The organism is Pedobacter sandarakinus (genome assembly GCF_026240095.1).
Lineage (GTDB): Bacteria > Bacteroidota > Bacteroidia > Sphingobacteriales > Sphingobacteriaceae > Pedobacter > Pedobacter sandarakinus.
This window is the reverse complement of sequence record NZ_JAPIVG010000002.1, coordinates 560103-583784: the sequence shown is the minus strand read 5'-3', so window position 1 is coordinate 583784 and position 23682 is coordinate 560103. Positions and strand designations below refer to the sequence as shown.

Here is a 23682-nt window from a genome sequence, read left to right as displayed (position 1 = left end):
TACGACAGATTTGCTGCTTTGATCTGAATTGAATAAGTTTACATAGTCTAGCCATCTCTATAAAAATGATCAGGAAAATTATCTTAGTTTCTATTTTTTTAATGCTCGCTAACTTTTCATTTGCACAAATGGTAGAAGTAGAAACAACCGTAAGCAAGCTAAAGCAATTAATGATCCTGCCGGATAGTTTGGCATTAAATAAGCTTATCTCAAATCAATTGAGTTATGGGCATTCTAGCGGCAAAGTTCAAAATAAACAGGAGTTTATGCATTCGCTACTATCTGGAGAATCTGATTTCGTGGATATTGAGCTGAGTGATCAAAAGGTAACTATTGAAAATAACACTGCCTTGGTTAGACATACCTTGCTTGCCAAAACAAATGATAGAAATATCCCCGGTAATGTAAGATTATATATTTTACTCATTTTTACGAAGGAAAAAAACAGCTGGAAGCTGCTTGGTAGGCAAGCCGTAAAATTACCATAACTCTTATTGAAGATAACTCTGCCAGCATACCGAGATGCAGGAGTTAAAATAATAGATTACTTAATCATTACGCCGGGTCTATTTACCAACGGGATCTTCATCAAGTTCTCATCAACAATGCTTTCTGGCAAAAAGATAAATTTTTTGTCGTAAATCGTAGTGCCTATATAATAACTTAACCAATATTCATTCGTTAAGCCGAAAACTTCGGGATCAATAGATTCTACACCCTTGAAGTCATTCGCTGCCATATCGCCGATAAAATGCCTTAAGACAGAGGTTTTAACTTGCTTACCATCTTTTTCCCCATAACCTTTCGAACTGATTAAGACATTTGTAATGGGTTCGTTTTTTAGGTTAACAATGTACACTGTCCAGTTTTTCACTTCTGGAGTTTCGCCCATTAAAACAACCGCCATTGCGATATCTTCAACTGTATTTGCCGGTAAATCTGCTTTCAATTTTAATAAATTAACTTTTAACTAACGCTTCTTTTAATACAACGGTTATCTCGCTATTGAAATGCATTGTACTTATTTTTTCTTGGCAGCAGTAGCTTTTTTTGTAGGCGCTTTCTTTTTTGCGGGTGCCTTTTTCTTGGTTTCAAAAGCATTTGGAACTTGCTCAACAATCATTTTCTTAACTACTTCCAAATCAATATCTGCCAATTCTTCCGGTGTATATTTTTGTTTGGTAGTTTCATTATTGCGCAACTTCAACATTAACTTTCCGAAACGAATAAATGGTCCCCAACGGCCGTTTTCGATAGATATTTTCTCGGCTTCCCAAGTTTTAATGTAGCGGTTAGCCTCTTTTTCAACCTTCTTTCCGATCAAAGTCTCAATATCGCTTTGCGTCAAGTTGTCGAAATCGTAACCTTTTGCAGGGATGTTGATAAACAAGTCATTCCATTTAATAAAGGGACCAAAACGGCCTTTGCCCTTTGTAACTCCCAATCCTTCATAGTAGGCGATGGGCGCATCAGCATCCATCTTTTCCTGAATGATTTGCACTGCCCGCTCATAGGTAACAGAGAGGGGCTCTTCATTCTTTGGTAACGAGATAAATGCCTCACCCCATTTAACGTATGGGCCAAAACGCCCCACGCCAACGAGAACTTCTTTTCCTTCGAAATCTGGTAAAGTAAAGGGGAGTTTAAATAATTCAAGCGCATCATCCAAAGTGATCGTAGCCACCGATTGATTACGCATTAAACTGGCGTATTTCGGTTTTTCTTCTTCATCTAATTCACCAATTTGAACCAAAGGCCCAAATTTCCCTACCTTAGTATATACATTTTTACCGCTGGCGGGGTCTGTACCTAATAGACGTTCGCCAGTTGCACGTTCTGCAGTTTCTAAAGTGGTTTCTACCTCTGCATGAAATGGATTATAAAAAGCATGCAGCATCTTCGTCCATTCTTGCAAGCCTTGCGCAATCTCATCAAATTCCTTCTCTACCTTGGCTGTGAAGTTAAAATCGATAATGCCTTTAAAGTGTTCAACCAAGAAATCATTTACTACTTCACCGATATCTGTGGGGAAGAGTTTTTGCTTTTCCGCCCCGGTAATTTCCGTTTTATCTGCTGTTGATACTTTTCCATTTGCCAGGATAAATGATTTAAACTGACGCTGCTTACCATCCCGATCTTCCTTAACCACGTAACCTCTGTTCTGTACCGTAGAAATAGTAGGAGCGTAGGTAGATGGGCGGCCAATACCCAGTTCTTCTAATTTCTTCACTAAACTGGCTTCTGTATATCTTGCCGGCGGACGAGAAAATCTTTCCGTTGCCAACATTTCTTTTAACAATAGCACTTGTCCTTTAGCTAGTGGTGGCAAAATAGATCCGCCTTCTTTCTCTTCACCATCCTCCTCATCGGTAGATTCGAGGTATACCTTTAAAAATCCATCAAATTTTAAAACCTCGCCTTCAGCAACTAAATGTTCCTTTCTGGTAGAAGGGGTAATTTGAGCAGTGGTTTTTTCAAATAAAGCCTCACTCATCTGCGATGCGATAGACCGTTTCCAAATTAAATCATACAGTCGTCGCTCCGAAATGTCGCCATCTACTGTATGCTTGTCGAAATAAGTTGGGCGAATGGCTTCGTGTGCTTCCTGGGCACCGGCAGATTTTGTCCTGTACACCCGCTGTTGGTGGTATTGCTCACCATAGGCCGATTTTATCTCTGCAGCTGCTGCGTTTAAAGCCGTTTCAGATAAGTTTACAGAATCGGTTCTCATGTAAGTAATCTTACCTGCTTCGTAAAGTCTTTGTGCAACTTGCATGGTCCTTGCTACAGGAAAACCTAACTTCCTCGATGCTTCTTGTTGCAGGGTAGAGGTAGTGAATGGTGCAGCTGGATTTCTCTTTGCTGGCTTTGTTTCTAAGCTTGTAATCGCAAATTCGCCCGAAGCACAATCTTGCAGAAACTGCTCAGCATCTGCTTCGCTTTCAAAACGGTGCGGCAGTTCTGCCTTAACAACTTCCTTGCCCTTTCCAGTAGAGAATTGTGCCGTTATTTTAAATGCAGCGCTTGCGTTAAATTGTTGCACTTCTCTTTCTCTGTCAACAATTAATCTCACCGCAACAGATTGTACTCTGCCAGCAGAGAGCGATGGTTTCACTTTTTTCCAAAGCACAGGAGAGAGCTCAAAACCAACCAATCTATCTAAAACGCGGCGAGCTTGTTGTGCATTTACTAAATTATAATCAATTGTTCTCGGACTATCTATAGCTTTAAGTATCGCCGGTTTGGTAATCTCATGAAAAACAATCCGTTTGGTTTTTTCATTTTTTAATCCAAGTGTCTCAAAAAGGTGCCATGAAATTGCTTCCCCCTCACGGTCTTCATCGGATGCTAGCCATACCATCTCTGCATCTTTTGCTAACTTCTTAAGTTCGGCAACCAATGCTTTTTTATCAGCCGGAACCTCATATTTTTGAGCAAAATCGTTTTCGATATCAATCGCCATATCTCCCTTGGCTAAATCGCGGATGTGCCCGTAGCTAGATTTTACTAAAAAATCTTTGCCCAGGTATCCTTCTATAGTTTTAGCTTTTGCGGGTGACTCTACGATTAATAAATTTTTGGCCATGAAATAACGATTTTGTGCAAATAAAGCTATAATTAAAATATAAATCCAAAACTTAGTAATATTTAATACAATTTTTTTTTGAAAATATTAAATAATTGTGGTCAGTTTTTTGAGCCAGATTCATTTAAATGCTTGGTTTATATAGCTTTTATTTTTTGGAAAGCAATTGCAGTGTTCCAGCCGTTACGTTTAGCCCCGCTTTTCGTTTCAAATCCTCAACCTCGTTCCTCGGTTTCCGGGTTTTCCACTTCGCTCGGGTTTAGGTGGCCAATTTGTTCACATATTAGCATTGCCAAAAGCAATAGGTCAAAATTTATCGTTAGGAGCTTGTCGCTTCTCCATGGAGTGATTATTATGTTTAGATATGCACTAGTTGATTACTGCATTAATTTTTTGCCAAAGCGCATTATCAAATCCAGAAACGGCAAACTGGGGGTTAGCCAGATCAGATGCGTTACCCATTCTTACTACAACCATGTTCCGGCTTGGTATAACGTAAATGCGCTGGTCTGAAGCACCCATGGCAGCATACATATCGCTTGGCGCATTTGAAACTAGGCTGCCAGGAAAAACACTCTGGCTTCCAGGAACCATATAGCTGCTTTTTCCATTCAACCACCATAGATAACCATATGATGGATTAATTTTTTGAGAGGTGCTTATGCACTGTTTAAAGTAAGCCTCATTGATAATTTGCTCATTGCCCCATTTGCCTTTATTTAGTGCCAATAACCCAAACCGTGCCATACTTCGGGTATTACTATTATATATGTTAAAAATAACGCCGTCGCTCCAATAGCCATCCATGCCTATTTTATTTTTTAGCTTGGCATTAAAGTATGTTTCAAAAGGTTGTTTACTGGCTGCTGCCACAACATCCATCAATTTCTGAAATACATTTGCATAAGCCCAACGGCTTCCTGCATCGGCTACATAGGTTAGATTAGCCTTAATCACCAAATCATTTTCTTCACTCAGTCCAGAGGTCATCGTTAACAGGTTGCGCACAGAAATAAGGTTTTCCTTTGCTAAAGGTGCACTGGTCCAACCTTTGCCCAGGTATTGTGATGCTTGATCAGCTATAGTTAATAAGCCTTCTTGTTCTGCAATTCCTGTTACAGCGGCCGCTAAAGTTTTTCCCGCACTGTTCCACTGCCAGGTGGCACTGGCGCTATGCCCGTTGTAATATTCTTCCATTACAATTCTACCATTCACCAGAATCATAAACGACTTTGTGTTTTTTGCTGTGAGGTAGTTCCGAAGATCTGTAAGTGCGTTTTGATTCCAGCCTAAGCTAGCCATCGACTGTGTTTCCCATTCCGTTCCAACATTTCCCGGAAAATACATTGGCATTTCTGGTCCAGTTGGTTCTCCAGAATTTCCTTTTTTACATCCTTGAAAAAAAACTGCCAATACAGCGAATAAAAGAAGTATACGTTTCATCATTAGTTGTTTAGTTTGTACCTCTGAGACTTGTTTCAGTATTTGAGGTTTAATCGATATTATTTTTTCGCCATTTTTCGTATCGAAATGTGTTGCCTTTTATCAACTGAAAATTTTTTTAGTCAAAAACGACTAGTTATTTAGGTACAGCTAATACGACCGACATGATACTTTATTTCTTACTTACAGTCCATTTTTGTAAATAATGGTTGTGCAGTTAAGCCTAAAGCTAACACCTTACAAATTTATTACACTGAAAACCTAACTGAGAAAACTATTTGTACCTATATTCGTATATACAAAACAAAAAACACAGCGATGATCAGCACAATTCTAATTCTATTAAACTTTTTGGTTTCCAGTCCACCGAAAAACGTTTACGATTTCAGTTTCAAAACCATTGATGGTAAAGAAATTAAATTATCAAAATTTAAAGGCAAAAAAATCATGATTGTGAATACTGCCTCGAAATGTGGTTACACCCCACAGTATGAAGATTTAGAAAAGCTTCAACAAAAGTATGGCAACAAAGTGGTTTTAATTGGTTTCCCAGCAGGTAACTTTGGCGGTCAGGAATTTTCTACCAACGCGGAAATTAAAGAATTTTGTACTGGCAAATACAATGTTTCATTTTTGCTAGCCGAAAAAAGTAGCGTAAAAGGAAGCGACATTTCGCCGCTTTTCAAATACCTTACCTCGCAGACCAACACGGAAGAGCAAGGAGACATTAATTGGAACTTCGAAAAATTCTTGATTAATGAAAAAGGAGAGCTAGTACACCGTTTTCGCTCGAAAACTAAGCCGTTAGATGAGGCGATAGTTAAAAACTTGTAGTTATAAGCCAGGTGTCGCAACTTTATTAAAGTTTAGAAACCGATAAATTCATAAAGGTTAAATGGAACATAGCGTATGTTTTGTTTAACCTTTTTTGGTTTTATAACAGCGTTCCTGTGGTATTTTTATGTGCCAGGAATGTTGTCGTTGTTATTGATTGCTCTAGAAAGAGAAAGGGGCTTAAATCCTTAAGCCCCAAATAAACCAAACAAACTATTTATGAAGTTTATTTATAACGAATGATACTGATAAAAGTTTTAAAAAAAAAGTTTTTATCATAAGCCATTCAAACTATCATATACGGTGTTAATTTCTCATATTGATAAACTGCAGCGGCTGATCAAAATCTTCTGATCTGCATAAACTGATCACGGCTTGCAGATCGTCGATTTTTTTGGCGGTTACACGTACTTGGTCGTCCATAATAGCGGGCTGAACTTTAAGGCCACTTGCCTTAATTTTTGCAACTACTTTTTTTGCTGCTTCTTTGTCCAATCCTTCCTTTATCGAAATTTCTTTTCTTATCATGTTACCCGATGCTATATTTTCTTTCCCGAAATCCAAGCTCTTCGGATCGATGTTCTGTTTCATCATCCTGGAAGTAATAGCACCTTCAATAGCTTTCAAACGCATATCATCCTCGGTTAAAATTGTTACGATATTTGTTTTCTTATCCAGTTCTATAGTGCTTTTCGATCCGTTAAAATCAAAACGATTTAAAATTTCTTTTTTAGCATTATTGATTGCATTATCAAGGGTTTGTGCATCAACCTTACTTACAATATCAAAAGACGGCATGTTTTTAGCTTTAAATTAAAAAATTAACTAGATTTAATAGAAAATAAATCCATCTCACAAAAAAACGAAAAATTATATGAAAACCACCAAGACTAAATCTCAAAAAAAAGAGGTGAAAAAGGATGCAAAAAAACAGTTGGAACAATCACTAACTGCACAGTTTCTAGATGTGGTTATGAGTTTGGGTCATGATGCATCTGAAATAAGTACAGAAGTGGCCAAAGCAAGTAAGCGAGTGGCTAAAAAGCTTACTAAGAAATTCACCGTAATTAAGGCAGATGTTGGTCATAAAATTGATGGTATATTACACCAGCCAAAGGCGAAACCAAAGCAAGCAACTGCACCTGTTACTAAGGCGGCCAATAAGGCAGAAAAGGTAGTGAACAAAGCAATAGCTAAGGGTAAGCCTGTTGTTCAGAGTGTTAAAGTCGCTGCAATTGCATCGGCCGAGAAAGCTGAAAGTGCACTTAAGAAAACAGCAAATGAAGTGAAAGAAAGTTCGGCGAGATTAACAAAGTCGCAAAAACAAACAGAGCAGCAAGCCCCAAAAAAGGTAGCTCAAGTTAAGAAAACAGCAGTTGCGAAAGCAGTTGTGGCATTGGCACCAGAAAAGGCACCAAGGGCGGCAAATAAAACCGTTGCTAAACAGTCGAAAAAATAATTTGTTAACGTTAACGTGCAGATGAATTAACATGGAGTTAACAAATTAATTTGCAGTTTTGATCATCCCGGCTATGGAGGGATTTCTAATTTTTTAATGAGCAAAAAGAAAATACCTTTTTTTAACAGGGAAATAAGTTGGCTATATTTTAACGAGCGGGTACTGCAAGAGGCTGCCGATGAAACCGTACCCTTGATTGAGCGAATCAAATTTTTATCAATATTTTCTTCTAATCTTGAAGAGTTTTATCGAGTTCGGGTTGCCACAATGACCCGGCTAACCAATTTAAATGATAAGGCTAAGGCACTTTTGGGCTTTAATCCAAAAAAAATACTTAATGAGATTAAGAACATCGTTGTTAAGCAAGAGCGAAAATTCGATCAACTTTTTCAAGCCACACTGATTAATGAACTTGCGCAAAATCGCATTTTTATCTTAAACGATACCCAGCTCAATGTTAGCCGCGGAGAATTTGTCAAAAATCATTTTAGGGATAAGATTTTATCTAACATTGTTCCAATTATGTTGGATATGGATAAACCATTCCCCGAACTTAAAGACAGATACCTCTATTTCTTTGTAAAGCTTTCAAAAAAAGATACCAAGATAAGGGAAAAGTATGCCCTAATTGAGATACCGCCTAACTTACCCCGGTTTTTAGTATTACCGGAAACTAACGATCTCAAATTTATCATTCTTGCCGAAGATATTATCCGTTATTGCCTTGATGATATCTTTTACGTCTTTACTTACGACAACCTTGAAGCGTATTCCATTCAACTTACACGAGATGCAGAGCTGGATATTGATAAAAATATCAATGATAAATTTATTGAAGACTTAAAGAGTAGCTTAGAGAAGCGAAAAAAAGGAAAGCCGATGCGCTTGCTTTACGATTCTGCTATGCCGCTAAATATGTTAACGGTGCTAGTTAATAAGTTAAAATTAGAAGCTGATAGCCTTATCCCTGGCAACAGATATCATAAATTTGGCGATTTCATCGCTTTTCCAAACGTGGGCAAGAAAGAATTGGAATATCCGGCAAATATTCCTTTAAAAGTTCACGACCTGCACCGTACACAAAGCATGTTTACCCGGGTGGCACAACGAGATTATCTTGTTAACCTTCCTTATCAATCTTATGATTACATCATTTTGTTTTTAAGAGAAGCAGCCATAGACCCAAAGGTAACTGAAATTCAAATCACCCTTTATCGATTGGCCGAAAATTCTAAGGTGATTAATGCGTTGATCAATGCCGCAAAAAATGGAAAAATGGTTTCTGTGGTATTAGAACTCAAAGCCAGGTTTGATGAACAGGCTAATATCTTCTGGACAAGCAGATTAATGGAAGAAGGCGTGAAGGTTAACTATGGCTTAACAGACTATAAAGTACATTCTAAAATTTGTTTGGTAAAGAGAATTGAAAGAGAAAAGCCTGTTTACTACGCCAACCTTGCAACCGGCAACTTTAATGAAAAGACTGCGGGTTTATATTGCGATCATAGCATCTTTACCAGCAAAAAAGAAATAACAAATGATTTAGTGAAGCTGTTTGATGCGTTAAATAAGCGCACTGTGATTAAGGGATTTAAGCATCTCATTGTTTCTCCGCTAGAGAGCAGGTCGAAACTTGTTAATTTTATCAACAGAGAAATCAGAAACGCCAAAAGTGGCAAGATTGCATATATTATGCTAAAGGTTAATAGTTTAGCAGATGAAGGAATAATTGCGAAACTTTACGATGCTAGTAATGCAGGCGTGAAGATACAACTGATTGTACGTGGGATTTGTTGCTTAGTGCCTGGTGTAAAAGGCTTTAGTGAAAACATTACAGCGGTGAGTATTATCGATAAATTCCTGGAACACGCCAGGGTTTACATCTTTAGCAACAATGGGAAAAATGATATGTATTTATCTTCCGCAGATTTAATGAGCAGAAATTTTGAGCATAGGGTAGAGGTAGGTTTTCCAGTTCTGGATGCGGATGTTAAACAAGAAATTCAGGATATTATTGATCTGCAGTTGCAGGATAATACCAAGGCCCGACAAATTAATCCACTCAATAATAACAAATACCATAAAAACCGGCAGAGCAGAAAAATAAGAGCTCAAGTTGATATTTATAATTACTTAAAAACCAAGCACCAGTCCTAATGTTAAGATATGCAGCTATAGATATTGGTTCAAATGCAGTAAGGCTACTCATTGCTGATATTAGTAATCAAGATGGAAAATTTAAGTACAAAAAAAACACGCTGATCCGGGTTCCGCTTCGCTTAGGAGACGATGCGTTTCTTGAACAAAAGATATCGGAAAAGAAAGCCGGTGATTTGGTAAAAACAATGGCAGCGTTTAAAAACTTGATGGATGTATATCATGTATCTGAATACTTGGCCTGTGCAACTTCGGCAATGCGTGAAGCAAATAATGGGCAAGACATTGTTAAGTTGATCAAGGAGTCTACGGATTTAACCCTTGAAATTATTGAAGGTCAGCGTGAGGCAAACATCATCTATGCTAACCACATTGAAGCGAATTTAGATGCAGATAAAACATACCTGTATATAGACGTTGGAGGGGGTAGCACTGAGCTTTCTGTTTTCGTGAAAGGCATCCCTGAAGCATCAAAATCTTTCAACATTGGCACGATTAGGATGTTGGATAACCAGGATAAAGAAGAGACTTGGGAAGAGATGAAGGAGTGGGTGAAAGCGCATACAAAAGGCTACAAACAATTAGCGGCGATTGGTACTGGCGGAAACATCAATAAATTATTTAGAATGAGCGAAGAAAAGGAAGGTGCGCCGATGTCTTTACATAAACTAAATGCTCTTTATAATAAACTAAGTGGCTATTCATTAAAAGAGCGTATTCACACCTTGGGCTTAAATGCCGACAGGGCAGATGTGATTATCCCAGCAAGTGAAATTTATCTTACCCTGATGAAGTGGACAGGTATTAAGCAGATTTTTGTACCAAAAGTTGGCATGGCCGATGGAATAATAAATTTGCTGATTGAAGAAAAATTAAGCTTGTCTTAACTCTTTCAATCTCGGTGTGATACAGGTTAGTATATTTGATTATTACTTAATCTCTAAGGTCCTTATTCTCCAAATAAAAAGAGTCCTTAAAAAAAACGGAACATACCGATGGTTGTTCCGTTTTTTTATGTGCGCTTGCTATGTTACTTTTACCGATTCCGTTAATCTTCCAGAAGTTTTGTTGCAGCTTCATCTGTGAACCAGGTTAATTTACCATCGATTGGATCTATAAGCTGCGAGGGATATAAACTGTAATTTTTTTCTTTATCGCAAACCACATGCTTTAGTGCTTCTGCTTTATTTTCTCCGAAAACCAAAAAAGCTACATTATCAGCTTTATTAATAAGTGGTGCGGTAAAGCTAATGCGATAAGTATTCAGTTTTTCAACAAAGACAGATGCCACATTTACTTCTTCATTCGTAACCAAATCCGTCTGTGGGAAGATTGAAGCCGTATGCGCATCATCGCCCATACCTAAAAGAACTAAATCAAAAACAACTTCTTCTCCAGCAAAATGCTTGTCGATTACCTTTTTGTACTCAATTGCAGCTTTTTCAGGAGCTAATGATGTATCAACATAAAAAATATGTTCTTCTTTAATACCTAGCGGATCTAATAAAGCCTTTTTAGCCATCAGACCGTTATAGTTATCATCAGTGGCAGGCACATTTCGTTCATCACCGAAAAAGAAATAGACCTTTTCCCAATCAATTCTATGTTCGCAATCAGTAGCCAGCAACTCATAAAGCGCTTTTGGTGAACTTCCACCTGTTAAAACAAAATTAAAACGATTGTTCTCCTCGATAGACATTTCTGCAATTTTTATCACATAATCAGCGAGGTCTTGGTTTAATTCATCGAGCGTTTTATATATGAGTAAATTCATGTTATTTAAACTAAAATCAAAAAGTAATAATATCCTTACAGCGCTATTGTAAGCCGTTAAATCTATTTTATACTACTTCATGATAGATAAAATATTAATCCTGGTTATTTTTTAATGGCAAATTAAACCAATGAAAGCCATCTCTGGCTATAAGCGCCTCAGCCTCTTCAGGTCCCCAGCTATCTGCAGGGTAATTAGGGAAATTAATTGATTTTTTGCTTTCCCAAGTATTTAATATAGGCATTACCAACTCCCATGCTGCTTCAACCTGGTCTCCACGCATAAATAGCGTTTGATCACCCATCATGGCATCAAGTAGAAGTGTTTCATAAGCTTCCGGGGTATCGCCTTCATAAGTGCCTTTATAATCAAACACCATATCAACCGGGTTTAAAACCATATCTAAACCAGGTCTCTTGGCTTGCACCTGCATGCGGATGCTCATTTCGGGTTGAATACTGATTACTAAACGGTTTTGCTGCCAGTTTTCAGTCACTCCAGAAGAAAAAATCTGATGCGGAACATCCCTGAATTGAATCGTAATTAATGAGGAAGTTTGATTTAAACGTTTTCCGGTACGTAGATAAAATGGAATGCCTTGCCATCTCCAATTATCGATATGGAACTTAACTGCAGAAAATGTTTCGGTATTTGAATGCGGATCTACACCTTTTTCCTGGCGGTATCCGGGAACTTCCTTTCCTTCAACCCATCCTTTGCTATATTGGCCCCTAACAGTATTAAAACGAATATCTTCAGGAGAAAATGGACGCATTGCCCTCAAAACTTCAACCTTACGATTCCTGATTTCATCTGCATCGAAATTAATTGGCGCTTCCATACCAATCAGGCAAAGCAATTGAAGTAGGTGATTCTGAATCATATCCCGCAAGGCTCCTGCACCTTCGTAGTACCCGCCACGATCGGCTACACCTAATTGCTCCGTAACTGATATTTGTACATGGTCAATGTAAGATCGGTTCCAAAGCGGTTCAAATAAGGCATTTGCGAATCGAAATGCCATCATATTTTGAACGGTTTCTTTACCTAAATAATGATCGATGCGGTAAATTTGTTTTTCGGTGAAAATAGTACTTAACAATTTATTAAGTTCTTTAGCAGATTCAAGATCGTGGCCAAATGGTTTCTCGATAACGATTCTACTATTGTCTTCATTCTGCGTAAGCTTGTATTTCTGTAAGCACTCTGCTATTACAGGAAAGAAGTTTGGCGCAACTGCTAAATAAAAAATAACCTGCGTATCTGATCCATACTCTTTTTGGTATTTATCTACTGCCGATTTGAGGTTTTCGAACGTTTTAGGTTGTGCAAAATCAGTAGGGCAATAGTGTATGGTTTGTCCAAAATCTTTCCACTTTTCATCATCAGCTTTTCCAGAGCGAGAAAACTCATTCACTGCATCATTTAAGGCTTCCTTGTAAGTTTTATCGGTGAATTCTGTTCTGCCTGTACCAATAATGGCAAATTTTTCTGGCATGTAGCCCTCAATAAATAAATTATAAAGGGCTGGTGCTAGCTTCCTTTTATTCAAATCACCTGTACCACCAAATATTACAAATATTGTTGGGTGAAGTGCGGCTTTGGTTTTCATTTCTTTGTTAGTTCGTGTGTATTTATGACAGTTTGTTCCAATCAGCGTGGAAAGTACCCTCCTGATCTATTCTTTCAAAGGTATGTGCACCAAAAAAATCGCGTTGTGCTTGAATCAGATTAGACGGCATTCTTGCAGTGGTGATGGTATCGAAATAGGTTAACGTAGATGCAAATGCCGGAACACCGATCCCTGCATTTATACAAGCCGTAATGGTTTTGCGAGTACCTGTTAAACAATCTTTGATGATATGCTGAACTCCATCATCACCAAATAAATGTTCTAATAGATTATTTTTATCATAAGCTTGATAGATATCTTCTAGAAATTTAGCCCTTATTATACATCCTCCACGCCAGATCTTGGCAATCTCTTGCAGAGATAAATCATACTGATATTCTTTAGAAGCCTGAAACAGCAAATGCATACCCTGGGCATATGCGCTGATCATTGCGAAATAAAACGCATTTTCCAAATCATCAAGATTAATATCTGTAGCGGTTTTTTTCTCGCCAAATGCGGCTTCCAGAGTAACCCTTAACTGTTTGAATTTAGAAAGATCCCGGTTTGAAACAGCTTCGTTTATGGTTGGAATTGGTAACTGTAATTCCATGGAAACCTCCGATGTCCATTTTCCGGTGCCTTTGGAGCGTGCTTCATCTTTAATCTGGTCAACTAAATCACTACTGCTCACGGTATCTTTGTACAAGAAGATTTCTGCGGTAATTTCCAGCAAAAATGACTTTAGTTTTCCCTCATTCCACTTTTTAAACACTTCGTAAATCTGTTCATTTGAGTAACCCAAGCCATTTTTTAAAATGCCATAAACTTCTGCAATTAACTCCATTATGGCATATTCAATACCATTATGAACCATTTTTACAAAATGACCGGATGCGCCTGGACCAATATAGGTTACACAAGGGTCTGAGCCTACCTTGGCAGCAACAGCTTCAAAAACATCCTTTACAACATTGTATGCATCTTTGTCGCCACCCGGCATCATACTTGGCCCAAATCGTGCACCTTCTTCTCCACCCGAAATTCCCATTCCAAAGAAATGAAGTCCGTCTTTCTCCAATTCATCAACTCTTCTATTTGTATCGGTAAAGTGGGAATTCCCGCTATCGATGATAATGTCGCCCTTGCTAAGTAGAGGTTTTAGTTCAGAAATAACGCTATCAACTATTGGGCCTGCTGGTACAAGGAGGATTAAGGTACGAGGTGTTTGCAAGCTATTGATAAATGCATCAATATTATCAAAACCTTCGAGTTGGTGTTTTTGTCCTTCTTCCTCAAGTTTGGCAATCATCTTCCGATCTTTGTCGTAACCAGTTACAGCAAATCCTTTATCTGCCATGTTTAACAATAGGTTACGGCCCATGGTACCTAAACCTATCATTCCCAATTTGTAATTTTTAGATTCGTTATTTGACATTTGTTTTTTTATTTAACCAAAATTAGGGTTTCCAAATTAATTTAATGGATTTTGATGTTAAAAGATTGTAATAAATGGATCTAGTTAGTGTATAGTTTACACTTTTGGATTTACAGTGAAGATGTTAAACTTATCTGCGAGTTTCCAAAGCTTCGCACCACCTTTAATTCCATCTCTGTTTGAAACCAATTTAATGTTGCTGTCTAACTTAAAATCGATATGCTTGGCGTTGCCACCACCTATATACAACGTATCATAGTTAAATACAGTTTTATAGGTTTCGATTACCTTCTTTAGCCGCTTATTCCATCTCTCATTTCCAAGTTTCTCAAAGGCCTTGTTTCCAATGTAATCATCATAATCTTCTTCTTTGCTAATTGGGAAGTGTGCCAACTCCAAATGGGGGAGTAGGTCACCGTCGAACAATAGTGCAGTGCCAAAACCAGTTCCTACAGTAAATACGATTTCGAAGCCCTTCCCATCAACAACGCCTAGCCCTTGCTGGTCTGCATCATTTACGAGTCTTACGGGTTTATCAAGTGCATCAGCAACACGCTGTGCTAACGCTACATCATCCCATTTGTTTTTGGCTAAATTTGGAGCGGTTTTAACAATCCCATTTTTAACATAACCAGGAAAACCAATTGAAACCCTATTGAAAGTATTTGGAATTGGTTTGATTAGTTCTTGAATTCCTTCAACAATATCCTTAGGTGTTGCGCTATCGGGGGTTTTACTTTTCAGATAATCTGATAACATATTACCATACTCATCCAAAAGAACTGTCTTGATACTTGTTCCACCTATATCAATAGATAAGATATTCTGCTCGTTACTATTCATTTTCATTGTTATGCTTTTGTTTTTAAACCAACTGATGTTTGCAAATTAAATCAAACATTGATTATTAAACGAATTGTTGCCAAACTAATTTAATTATGTAAGCTTTGTAATCGACGCACATTCAACTACGCTTCACACTTTCTTTATGTTTCGATTTCAAGCAAACGAAAAAGTTACAATGATTTGGATTTCGTTTGCTTGAATAATTATTTGAAGTATTCTTAGGCGTTGTAATGAAATTATTACACACGCTTATAGCCTTTGTTGTCCACGAGGCTGCCCAAATAATTCTATTAAAGATAGGTCTATTATGCTCTATAAAGCCAATTTATTTAGGTGTTTGTGTTTTTTCATATGTGTTGTGAACACGTCTGGTGCTTTGATAACTTTCTCGTACAAAATTAATTTCCAATAAACTCGCTATTTTTTTTAATTTCGATTTGTTTTTTATATTTTTATAAAACGAAACATAAAATAACATAACAACTAACCAATCGTAACATCATTGAGCCCTTCCTATTCGTTAATAATCACGTAACATATTCTTAACACAAACACACTTACTTTGCGGGCAAATCCTGAAAGGGATAGGCCGAAATCGGAAAAAGCTTTAAAACTGGATATAATAATTATGATCAAAAATTCTACTCAACCATTTGCTCGATGTTTGCATGGAGATGTAGCAGTCAACTCGAACAGGCAGGTAATTTCACCTAAAAGGGTTAGCACCTTTCGTGGGAAATCTGGGACTCGAAACTCGTTTATTGCAAGTATTTTGCTCTTGATATTTTTTGTAGCAAGCGCACAGCTGTCTTTTTCTCAGCAAGCAAAACCAAACGTAGTCATAAAAGGAAAGGTATTGGATGATGATGATAGTCAACCACTAATTGGAACTACTATTTCAGATGCCAGTAGAAAAGTAGTAGGTGTAACTAATAGTAATGGTGATTTTTCCATTAATGTTCCAAATGGGAGCGCTATCTCTTTTAATATGGTTGGATACACGGTGGTTACTCGTAGTTTTGCAACCAGTCAGAACGGTATTTTGGTTCGTTTGAAGCCATCTAGTAGCACATTGAATGAAGTTGTAGTTACGGCATTAGGTATCAAAAGAGAAGAAAAGGCTTTAGGATATGCAACTACAACAGTTGATAGCACTGCATTAACGAATGCGGTGTCGAGCAACTGGACCGATGCACTTTCGGGAAAAGTTGCAGGCTTAAACTTGGTGAGGAATAGTGGCCCCGCTGCTTCAAATAAAATAATTTTGAGGGGCGAAAACAACCTTACAGGTGATAATGAAGCCTTGATCGTAATCGACGGTGTGGTAGCGAGCAGCTCTGCGAGACGCTCCCCAGCTTCTTCTGGAGGTGTATATGGTACCTCAGGAGATATTATGCCGCCAGATTTTGGTTCAGCTTTAAATGACCTTAATCCGGATGATATCGAAAGTGTAACTGTATTGAAGGGGCCTGGTGCTTCGGCATTGTATGGTCAACGGGGTGCTAACGGTGCTATTATCATCACAACAAAATCAGGCAGCGCTTCAAAGAAAAAACTAAGCATATCTTTTACTTCAAACAGCACTTGGGAATCAGTAAATAAAAATCCCGATATCCAAAGCGAATTTGGACAGGGGCAGTTCGGTGTGCCTTATTTTTCTTATGGAACAACTGAAGATGGACCTAGCACAAATGCTACTAGTGCCAGCTGGGGCGCACCATTTGGAACAGGCAGAAGTTTTTATCAGTACGATCCTGCCACGAAAACCAGGGGCCTTACAAGAACTCCATGGGTAGCTTATGAAAATCCAATAAAATCATTCTTTCAAACCGGGTTTGAGTCTTCCAATGCGGTAAGTTTAGACGGGGCTTATAAAAATGTCGGGATGCGGTTTTCTGCAAGCCACGGAAATAATGAATGGATTGTGCCAAATACCGGGCTAGAGCGCACCAGCTTAACCTTCTCTGCAAATAGTAATGTATCTAAAAAACTAAGCATCAATTTTAAAACCATATACAACAATAGGCATAGCGATAATTTACCAGCAACTGGTTATGGTAATCAATCGCTAATGTATTGGTTTATGTTTGCACAACCCAATGTAAATACGGATTGGTATAGAGATTATTGGGCACCAGATGCTACAAATATCCGATTTGTGAATATTACGACTACAAATCCGGAGAGCCCTTATGCTGTTTCAGAGCAATATTTAAATAAACAACGTAGAAATGGTGCATTAGGAAACCTTCAGGCAAACTATAAATTTAACAAAGAATTGAGTTTAATGGTTCGTGGATCTATTGATTACAATCATGAAATTCGAGAAACCCAGCGCCCTTGGGATGCCGCAGGAAATAAATTCGCTCAAGGTTCTTACCGAGTTCAAGACATTAACTCCTATGAAATAAATGCAGATTTCCTTTTGAAATATGATAAAACGATTTCGAAATCAGTTAAAATGAATGCTACAGTTGGCGGAAGCCAGATGCGCAACGAGTATAAAAAATCGGAGTTACGTGCAGATGGTTTAGTGGAGCCTGGTATTTATAGCTTAACCAATAATGCAGGACCGCTTATTTCAGTTCCCGATACTGCTCGTTATCGCATTAACAGTTTTTACGGAGCGTTATCATTCACCTTTAAAAACTTTCTATACCTGGATTTAACTGGTCGCCAGGATTGGAGCAGTACGCTTGCTACTCCTTTCAGAACAGATAATGTTGGTTTTTTCTATCCATCCGCAAGTACATCATTTGTAGTTTCAGATCTATGGGAACTTCCAAAGGCTATTACATTCTTCAAGTTAAGAGCCTCTGTTTCTCAAGTGGGAAGTGGCGGTACAACTCCTTACCGCACAGCTTATAACTACAGCTTAGCTGCCAATGGAATCTATCCAGATAGTGCAATGACTAATCCAAATATTTTGCCAAATCCAAATTTGAAACCACTTAAAACAACAACTATAGAGTTGGGTACAGAGTTACGCATGTTTAAAAACAGGTTTGGTTTAGACTTTGCCGCTTACATGGGCAATACCAAAAATCAAATTTTAAGCCGCATCGTAGATCGTGCCACAGGATATAATGTTGCTGTATTCAACGTTGGAAAGGTTGAGAATAAGGGTTTAGAATTGGCTATTAATGGTACGCCTTTGCAAACCAAAAAGTTTAAATGGCAGTTAACGGGAACATTTACGGCTAACAGAAATAAAATTACAGAACTTGCTGATAGTTCGGTAGTGTTAAGGACTGGTGCCTTGGGTGGTGGTCAGATCGTGGCAAATGTTGGTGGCAGCATGGGTGATTTATACGGAAGAGGGCTTATGCGTTCCCCAGATGGCCAAATCATTTTTGATCAGTCGACGGGAAACGCAAAAATTGGAACGACTGATTTAGTGTATTTAGGAAACACAATGCCTAAATTTAGATTTAGTTTCGGAACAACAATCACCATAGATCGCTTTAGTATAAATGGTTTATTTGATGCTCAAGTTGGTGCTGTAGCCCATTCCCTAACGTTTTCAAGAATGGCAGCATTAGGTAAATTAAAAATTACTTTGCCAGGAAGATATAATGGGGTAATTGGAGAAGGCGTAGTGCAAAATCCGGATGGTACATATAGACCTAATGATGTGGTAGCAACCAACCTAGAGAGCTTTTATACTGCCTTATATGGTTCAGACCAAGCGGAGGGAAGTGTCTTCAGCACAGATTATTTAAAATTTAGAGAGGCGAACATTACCTTTTCTTTTGGTAAACAATTTTTAAAATCAATAGGCTTCACCAAACTCACCATTGGCGCATACGGTCGTAACCTGTTTATCTGGTCACCTTGGCCAGCGTTCGATCCAGAGTTTGGAACGCTTTCAGGAAGTGATATTGTGCAAGGTTTCGAAACCGGTCAGTTACCTTCTACAAGAAGTTATGGTGTACGTTTAGTTGTGGGTTTATAATATAGAAATGATGAAAAGAGCAATTAGAATAAAAAGTTATACACTCTTGGCTTTATTTATTTCACTGAGTTTTTCATGTAAGAAGAATTTTAATGAAGTAAATACCGATCCGATTGGTAAATCAAAAGTGCAAGCCAGCCAGTTGCTGGCACCAGCATTAGTGAACGTTCTGTACGCAAACATGGTGCGTAATAGGGGGCTAAATAATGAGTTGATGCAGGTTACCGTAGATATTAGCGATGCTGAAGGCAAGGTGTTTAGGTACGATTTGAGGCGTAACCTCGCTGATTATACCTGGAATAACTGGTATGTAGAACTTACTAACTTAAGGGATATTTATACCATCGCTAATCAACCGGAATCCTTAAATTCATCTTACAAAGGAATATCACTTATTACGCAGGCGTGGGTTTTTCAACTCTTAACCGATGTGTATGGCGACGTGCCTTATAAGGATGCGAACAAAGGTAAAGAAGGCGTTTACGAACCTACCTTCGATAAGCAAAAAGACATCTATCTCGACTTATTTGCGAAACTAGAGGAGGCTAATAAACTACTTACAGAAGGAAAAGCAATTACCGCAAATTCAGATCCTGTCTTTCAGGGAGATATCAACAAATGGCGTAGATTTGGAAACTCTTTATACTTGCGGTTATTGCTTCGTATATCCGGAAAAGCAGAGGTAAGTACTCAAGCAGTTAGCAAAATTAAAGAAATAGCAGAAACCAATAAGGCCAACTATCCAATTATGGAGAACAACAGCCATACTGCAAAAATTCTTTGGAATGGCACCAATAGCAGTACAGCATTATATTCTTCTCCATTTATGATAAGTGTTAGGGCGGTTGACTTTAGAACGCCAGCCATCACAGACTTTTTTCTTGGTAACCTGGGCGCTTGGGTAGATCCACGCATCAATCCTCAATTAGGAAAAAACAACATCAGTAGGTTTGGTATCGCACCAGGTCCTGCCGGCTATGTTGGCGTACCTAGTGGTTATGATGCTGGTACATCAGTAGTAAAACAATCTTATTTTTACTCTGATGCACAAAATGCGGCTTATACCTTGCAAACTGATCCATATACTGGTATCATTATGAACTGTGCAGAAGTAGATTTCATATTGGCAGAAGCTGCTGCCAAGGGCTGGATTAGCGGGACTGGCGAAAGTTATTATAACAAAGGTATTGCTGATGCGGTTAATTATTGGATGCCAGAGCGTTTTACCAGTGGCACTGATCCGGCAGTTATATCATACATTAATGCGGCAGACATTGCCTGGAACAATGCATTACCATTAGATAATCTTACCCGTAATGCTCCAAGTAAGATGCAGCTTATCCACATCCAAAAATATTATGCTATGTTTTTGGTCGATTTTCAGCAATGGATAGAATATCGAAGAACACAACATCCATTCCTTCCTCAAGGAACCGGACTAGCAAATGGTGGTAAAATGCCAGCGAGACTAAATTATCCGATAGTAACACAATCAACAAACCCAACAAGCTATAGGAATGCTGTTGCCTCACAGGGTGCAGACGATATTAACACATTAGTTTGGTGGCAAAAACCGTAATCCATAAATAAAATATAATGAAAAAGATCATACTTTATATCTGTGCAATCTGCTTAATTGGTAGCACATGGATGGGTTGTAAACGAGAAACCGATTACTTTAATATTACTGTAAGTCCATATATTTCAAATTTCGACCTACGGAAGTTATTTACCAATGCTGATGTTCAATTAACAACCGCTAACATGGCAGGAGCCACAAGCATTAGGGGTGTTGTTATTTCCGATCAGAGCAATGGCAATTTACCTCAAGGCTTACTGATGCTGCAAAATAGTCGCAGCACCGGCAGTGGCATCGATTCTTTAAGAGGTATCGCAGTTAACATAGGTTCAGATGCAACGAAATATGTTCCTGGTGATTCCGTTCATATCAAAATCGATGGTGGAACACTAAAACGTGTGAACGGCACTTTACAGGTTGTTGGGGTATCTGCCGCAAATGTTACAAAGCTTGCTTCAGGCAGGGCAATTAAAATGCAGGCGGTAAATTCTGCTACCTTGGCGGCTAAACCCGAATTTTACGAAAGTACACTAATTACGATTAGCAAAGGTAGTGTTAATCCAGAGCCAATCGCAGGCGAAACGATTTCGGGTAGCAAAACCATTAATGATGGCTTTGGCAGCGCAACCGTATACACTGACCCATCCGCAAGTTTTGCAAATCAAGAATTGGTACCGCTAGCTGATTTCACTGGCATTGTGGTACTTAGTTCGACTGGAACACAACTTAGGCCACGTACCGCTGATGACGTTTTTGCCCTGCCGTTGATTAAGCCATCTGCATTAATCATTACAGGATATTTAACAGATCCGAGCGGCTCTGATGCCAATTACGAGTATATACAGTTTAAAGCCACTCGTGATATCAATTTTGCTACTACGCCATTTTCTATAGTTGTTGCAAATAACGCAGGTATTATTGCTGCGCCCACTAACGGCTGGGCATTTGGAGGGGTAAGAACTTATAAAATTAACATTACAACTGGTACCGTTAAAAAAGGTGATTTTTGCTATGTAGGAGGTAATAAAAATATTTACGGAGCTGGTTCTACCAACATTAGTTCTGCGGTATGGATAAGTAGTACACAATATTCTACTATAAATGGTGCAGATTTTGGTACGGCAACTACTAATTTACTTGCTAACAGTGGGAATGTTGCTGGTATAGCAGTTTTTGAAGGTATTCGAGTTGATGGAAACTCCGTTCCACTAGATGTTATTTTCTATGGCGGCAATGGTACTGTATATTCTGCCGGTCCTCCAGAAGCCGGCTACAGGATTACCAATACTGATAAATATAGTACTATTCAAAATAGGAAGAGTGTTGCCTTTTATGGTGCGGGAACAAATACCAGTAAATTCGCTTTTCCAAGCCCTACCGGTAATTTTGCAATGCTGGGAGGAGTTTATGATGTTGCTACCGGCTTATGGAGTACTGGTAGAGTTGCCAGGAACATTCCGTTAACATCAACATCGCCATTAAGCACCATAGAAGCCGCTGCTGGTTTCACTACGATTGTAAACTAAATTATTCCTCAAGCCACCATTAAAATTGGTGGCTTATTTTTATAGCTCGATATCTTATATGAACAGAAGATCTTTTATTCAAAAATCTGGATTGTTGGCCACAACTTTGTTTGTGAGTTTAAAATCGTATTCAGCGCTTTCACTTTTAGCCGTTGATCGTAAAATTAGTGGTAAAGTAACCAGTAAAGGTAAAGGTATTGCCAATGTTTTGGTATCTGATGGATTCAGTGTAATACCTACTGATAAAAATGGAAATTATTCAATAGAACTCAATGAGCTGGCAAGATTCATCTGGATCAGCACACCTTCAGGATACGAATTTACCACCAACAGCAACCTCGCCAAGTATTATGAAAAACTTGATGCGAGGAACGCCTTAAATTTTGAATTAAATCCGATGCGGATGAGTGATACCCGCCACAATTTTATAATCTGGGCAGATCCACAGGTAAAAAATAAAAAAGATGTTGCTCAAATGATGGCTACTGCGGTGCCGGATACTAAAAAGATAATTAAATCGATGGGCAAAATTCCGGTTCATGGTATTACTGTTGGCGATATTGTTTGGGATAATCACGAGCTATTTGCAGATTACGATCTGGCAGTAAAAGAGATGGGCATTCCATTTTTTCAATGCTTGGGTAACCATGATATGGATTACCGAATGGGTGGGGATGATACATCTGACCGAACCTTCCAGGAACATTATGGACCAACTTATTATTCATTCAATCGGGGAAAAGCACATTATGTTGTAATGGATGATGTGCGCTACCTAGGTGTGGAACGAAATTATGATGGATTTATCTCTCAGGCGCAATTAGACTGGCTGGCGAAAGATTTAAGCTTCGTTTCAAAAGATGCCTTAATCATTATCAATCTGCATATTCCGGTACACAATTCTGTAAAGAACAACGCCGATCTATATGCGTTGTTAAAGGATTTTACCAAGGTGCATATCATGTCTGGCCATACACACTACACCCGTAACGTAATAACTAACGGAATTTTTGAACACAACCACGGTGCGGTTTGCGGTGCCTGGTGGACGGGTCCGGTTTGCGAGGACGGGACCCCAAGAGGCTACGGAGTTTATGCTGTTGATGGTACGGATCTTAAGTGGTATTATCAGCCGACAGGCTTAGATAGAAAAGAGCAAGTTCATATCTATATTGATGAATTAACCAATCAAAAGCGTCTTATTGCAAATGTCTGGAATTGGGATCCCATGTGGAAAGTAGAGTACTTTTTAGATGGTAAAGCAATGGGAGAGATGGAAAACCAAAAGGGGTATGATCCGCAAACTGTTAGTTTATATAAAGGGCCAACTTTACCTGCAGGTAGAACATTTCCCGAGCCCCATTCTACAGAACACCTCTTTGTTGCTCATTTTGCGCCAAATGTAAACGTTGTAAAGGTAGTGGCTACAGATCGGTTTGGCGAAAAATTTGAAATAGAATCAAAAGGGTAGAT

The 23682-nt window shown here is 38.5% G+C and carries 17 protein-coding genes; 9 read left to right on the top strand and 8 right to left on the bottom strand.

Translation table 11 applies throughout. The annotated features are described in order from the left end of the window. Positions 1–65: 65 nt before the first annotated feature. On the top strand, positions 66–488 hold the full coding sequence (locus tag OQ268_RS08225) for a nuclear transport factor 2 family protein (RefSeq protein ID WP_265855641.1): 423 nt from the start codon (positions 66–68) through the stop codon (positions 486–488). A 56-nt stretch (positions 489–544) separates the two neighbouring features. On the opposite strand, the gene OQ268_RS08220 is transcribed toward OQ268_RS08225, so the two are convergent. The 3 genes from OQ268_RS08220 to OQ268_RS08210 form a co-directional block, all read right to left on the bottom strand. After that, positions 545–949, bottom strand: a complete 405-nt coding sequence (locus OQ268_RS08220) for a hypothetical protein (RefSeq protein ID WP_265855640.1) — start codon at positions 947–949, stop codon at positions 545–547. A 72-nt stretch (positions 950–1021) separates the two neighbouring features. After that, entirely contained in the window at positions 1022–3586 is a 2565-nt protein-coding gene (gene topA / locus OQ268_RS08215; RefSeq protein ID WP_265855639.1) for a type I DNA topoisomerase, read from the bottom strand. Positions 3587–3955: 369 nt separating this feature from the next. Continuing rightward, the gene (locus tag OQ268_RS08210; protein ID WP_265855638.1) at positions 3956–5032 is read right to left on the bottom strand and encodes a serine hydrolase domain-containing protein; all 1077 of its coding nucleotides are present in this window, start codon (positions 5030–5032) and stop codon (positions 3956–3958) included. A gap of 315 nt (positions 5033–5347) precedes the next feature. On the opposite strand from OQ268_RS08210, the gene OQ268_RS08205 reads away from it, so the two are divergent. Further along, positions 5348–5863: a glutathione peroxidase gene (locus OQ268_RS08205; protein ID WP_265855637.1), complete on the top strand. Its 516-nt coding sequence runs from the start codon at positions 5348–5350 to the stop codon at positions 5861–5863. Between the two features lie 306 nt (positions 5864–6169). On the opposite strand, the gene OQ268_RS08200 is transcribed toward OQ268_RS08205, so the two are convergent. Continuing rightward, entirely contained in the window at positions 6170–6661 is a 492-nt protein-coding gene (locus OQ268_RS08200) for a YajQ family cyclic di-GMP-binding protein (RefSeq protein ID WP_265855636.1), read from the bottom strand. Between the two features lie 76 nt (positions 6662–6737). Here OQ268_RS08200 and OQ268_RS08195 point away from each other — a divergent pair, with 76 nt between their 5' ends. The 3 genes from OQ268_RS08195 to OQ268_RS08185 all read left to right on the top strand — a co-directional run bounded on the left by OQ268_RS08195 (position 6738) and on the right by OQ268_RS08185 (position 10366). Beyond that, a complete protein-coding gene (locus OQ268_RS08195) occupies positions 6738–7322 on the top strand; it encodes a hypothetical protein (protein ID WP_265855635.1) in 585 nt (194 codons plus the stop codon). A 96-nt stretch (positions 7323–7418) separates the two neighbouring features. Beyond that, positions 7419–9479, top strand: a complete 2061-nt coding sequence (ppk1, locus tag OQ268_RS08190; protein ID WP_265855634.1) for a polyphosphate kinase 1 — start codon at positions 7419–7421, stop codon at positions 9477–9479. Further along, a complete protein-coding gene (locus tag OQ268_RS08185; RefSeq protein ID WP_265855633.1) occupies positions 9479–10366 on the top strand; it encodes a Ppx/GppA phosphatase family protein in 888 nt (295 codons plus the stop codon). Before ppk1 ends, OQ268_RS08185 begins: the two co-directional genes overlap by 1 nt. Positions 10367–10527: 161 nt before the next feature. Here the strand turns inward: OQ268_RS08185 and pgl are convergent, their stop codons facing one another. The 4 genes from pgl to OQ268_RS08165 form a co-directional block, all read right to left on the bottom strand. Then, complete coding sequence (gene pgl, locus OQ268_RS08180; protein ID WP_265855632.1) at positions 10528–11253, bottom strand: 6-phosphogluconolactonase; 726 nt, start codon at positions 11251–11253, stop codon at positions 10528–10530. A gap of 94 nt (positions 11254–11347) precedes the next feature. Then, the gene (gene zwf, locus OQ268_RS08175; protein WP_265855631.1) at positions 11348–12865 is read right to left on the bottom strand and encodes a glucose-6-phosphate dehydrogenase; all 1518 of its coding nucleotides are present in this window, start codon (positions 12863–12865) and stop codon (positions 11348–11350) included. A 22-nt stretch (positions 12866–12887) separates the two neighbouring features. Next, on the bottom strand, positions 12888–14303 hold the full coding sequence (gndA, locus tag OQ268_RS08170) for an NADP-dependent phosphogluconate dehydrogenase (RefSeq protein WP_265855630.1): 1416 nt from the start codon (positions 14301–14303) through the stop codon (positions 12888–12890). A 96-nt stretch (positions 14304–14399) separates the two neighbouring features. Further along, on the bottom strand, positions 14400–15146 hold the full coding sequence (locus OQ268_RS08165; RefSeq protein WP_322973965.1) for an ROK family protein: 747 nt from the start codon (positions 15144–15146) through the stop codon (positions 14400–14402). Positions 15147–15777: 631 nt separating this feature from the next. Between OQ268_RS08165 and OQ268_RS08160 the strand changes: the two genes are divergently transcribed. The 4 genes from OQ268_RS08160 to OQ268_RS08145 are packed head-to-tail and all read left to right on the top strand — an operon-like array spanning position 15778 to position 23680. After that, the gene (locus OQ268_RS08160) at positions 15778–19104 is read left to right on the top strand and encodes a SusC/RagA family TonB-linked outer membrane protein (RefSeq protein ID WP_265855628.1); all 3327 of its coding nucleotides are present in this window, start codon (positions 15778–15780) and stop codon (positions 19102–19104) included. Between the two features lie 7 nt (positions 19105–19111). Next, positions 19112–20683, top strand: a complete 1572-nt coding sequence (locus OQ268_RS08155; RefSeq protein WP_322973964.1) for a SusD/RagB family nutrient-binding outer membrane lipoprotein — start codon at positions 19112–19114, stop codon at positions 20681–20683. 17 nt (positions 20684–20700) lie between these two features. Further along, positions 20701–22209, top strand: a complete 1509-nt coding sequence (locus OQ268_RS08150; RefSeq protein ID WP_265855627.1) for a DUF5689 domain-containing protein — start codon at positions 20701–20703, stop codon at positions 22207–22209. Positions 22210–22267: 58 nt separating this feature from the next. Next, entirely contained in the window at positions 22268–23680 is a 1413-nt protein-coding gene (locus OQ268_RS08145; RefSeq protein WP_265855626.1) for a calcineurin-like phosphoesterase family protein, read from the top strand. Positions 23681–23682 lie beyond the last annotated feature (2 nt).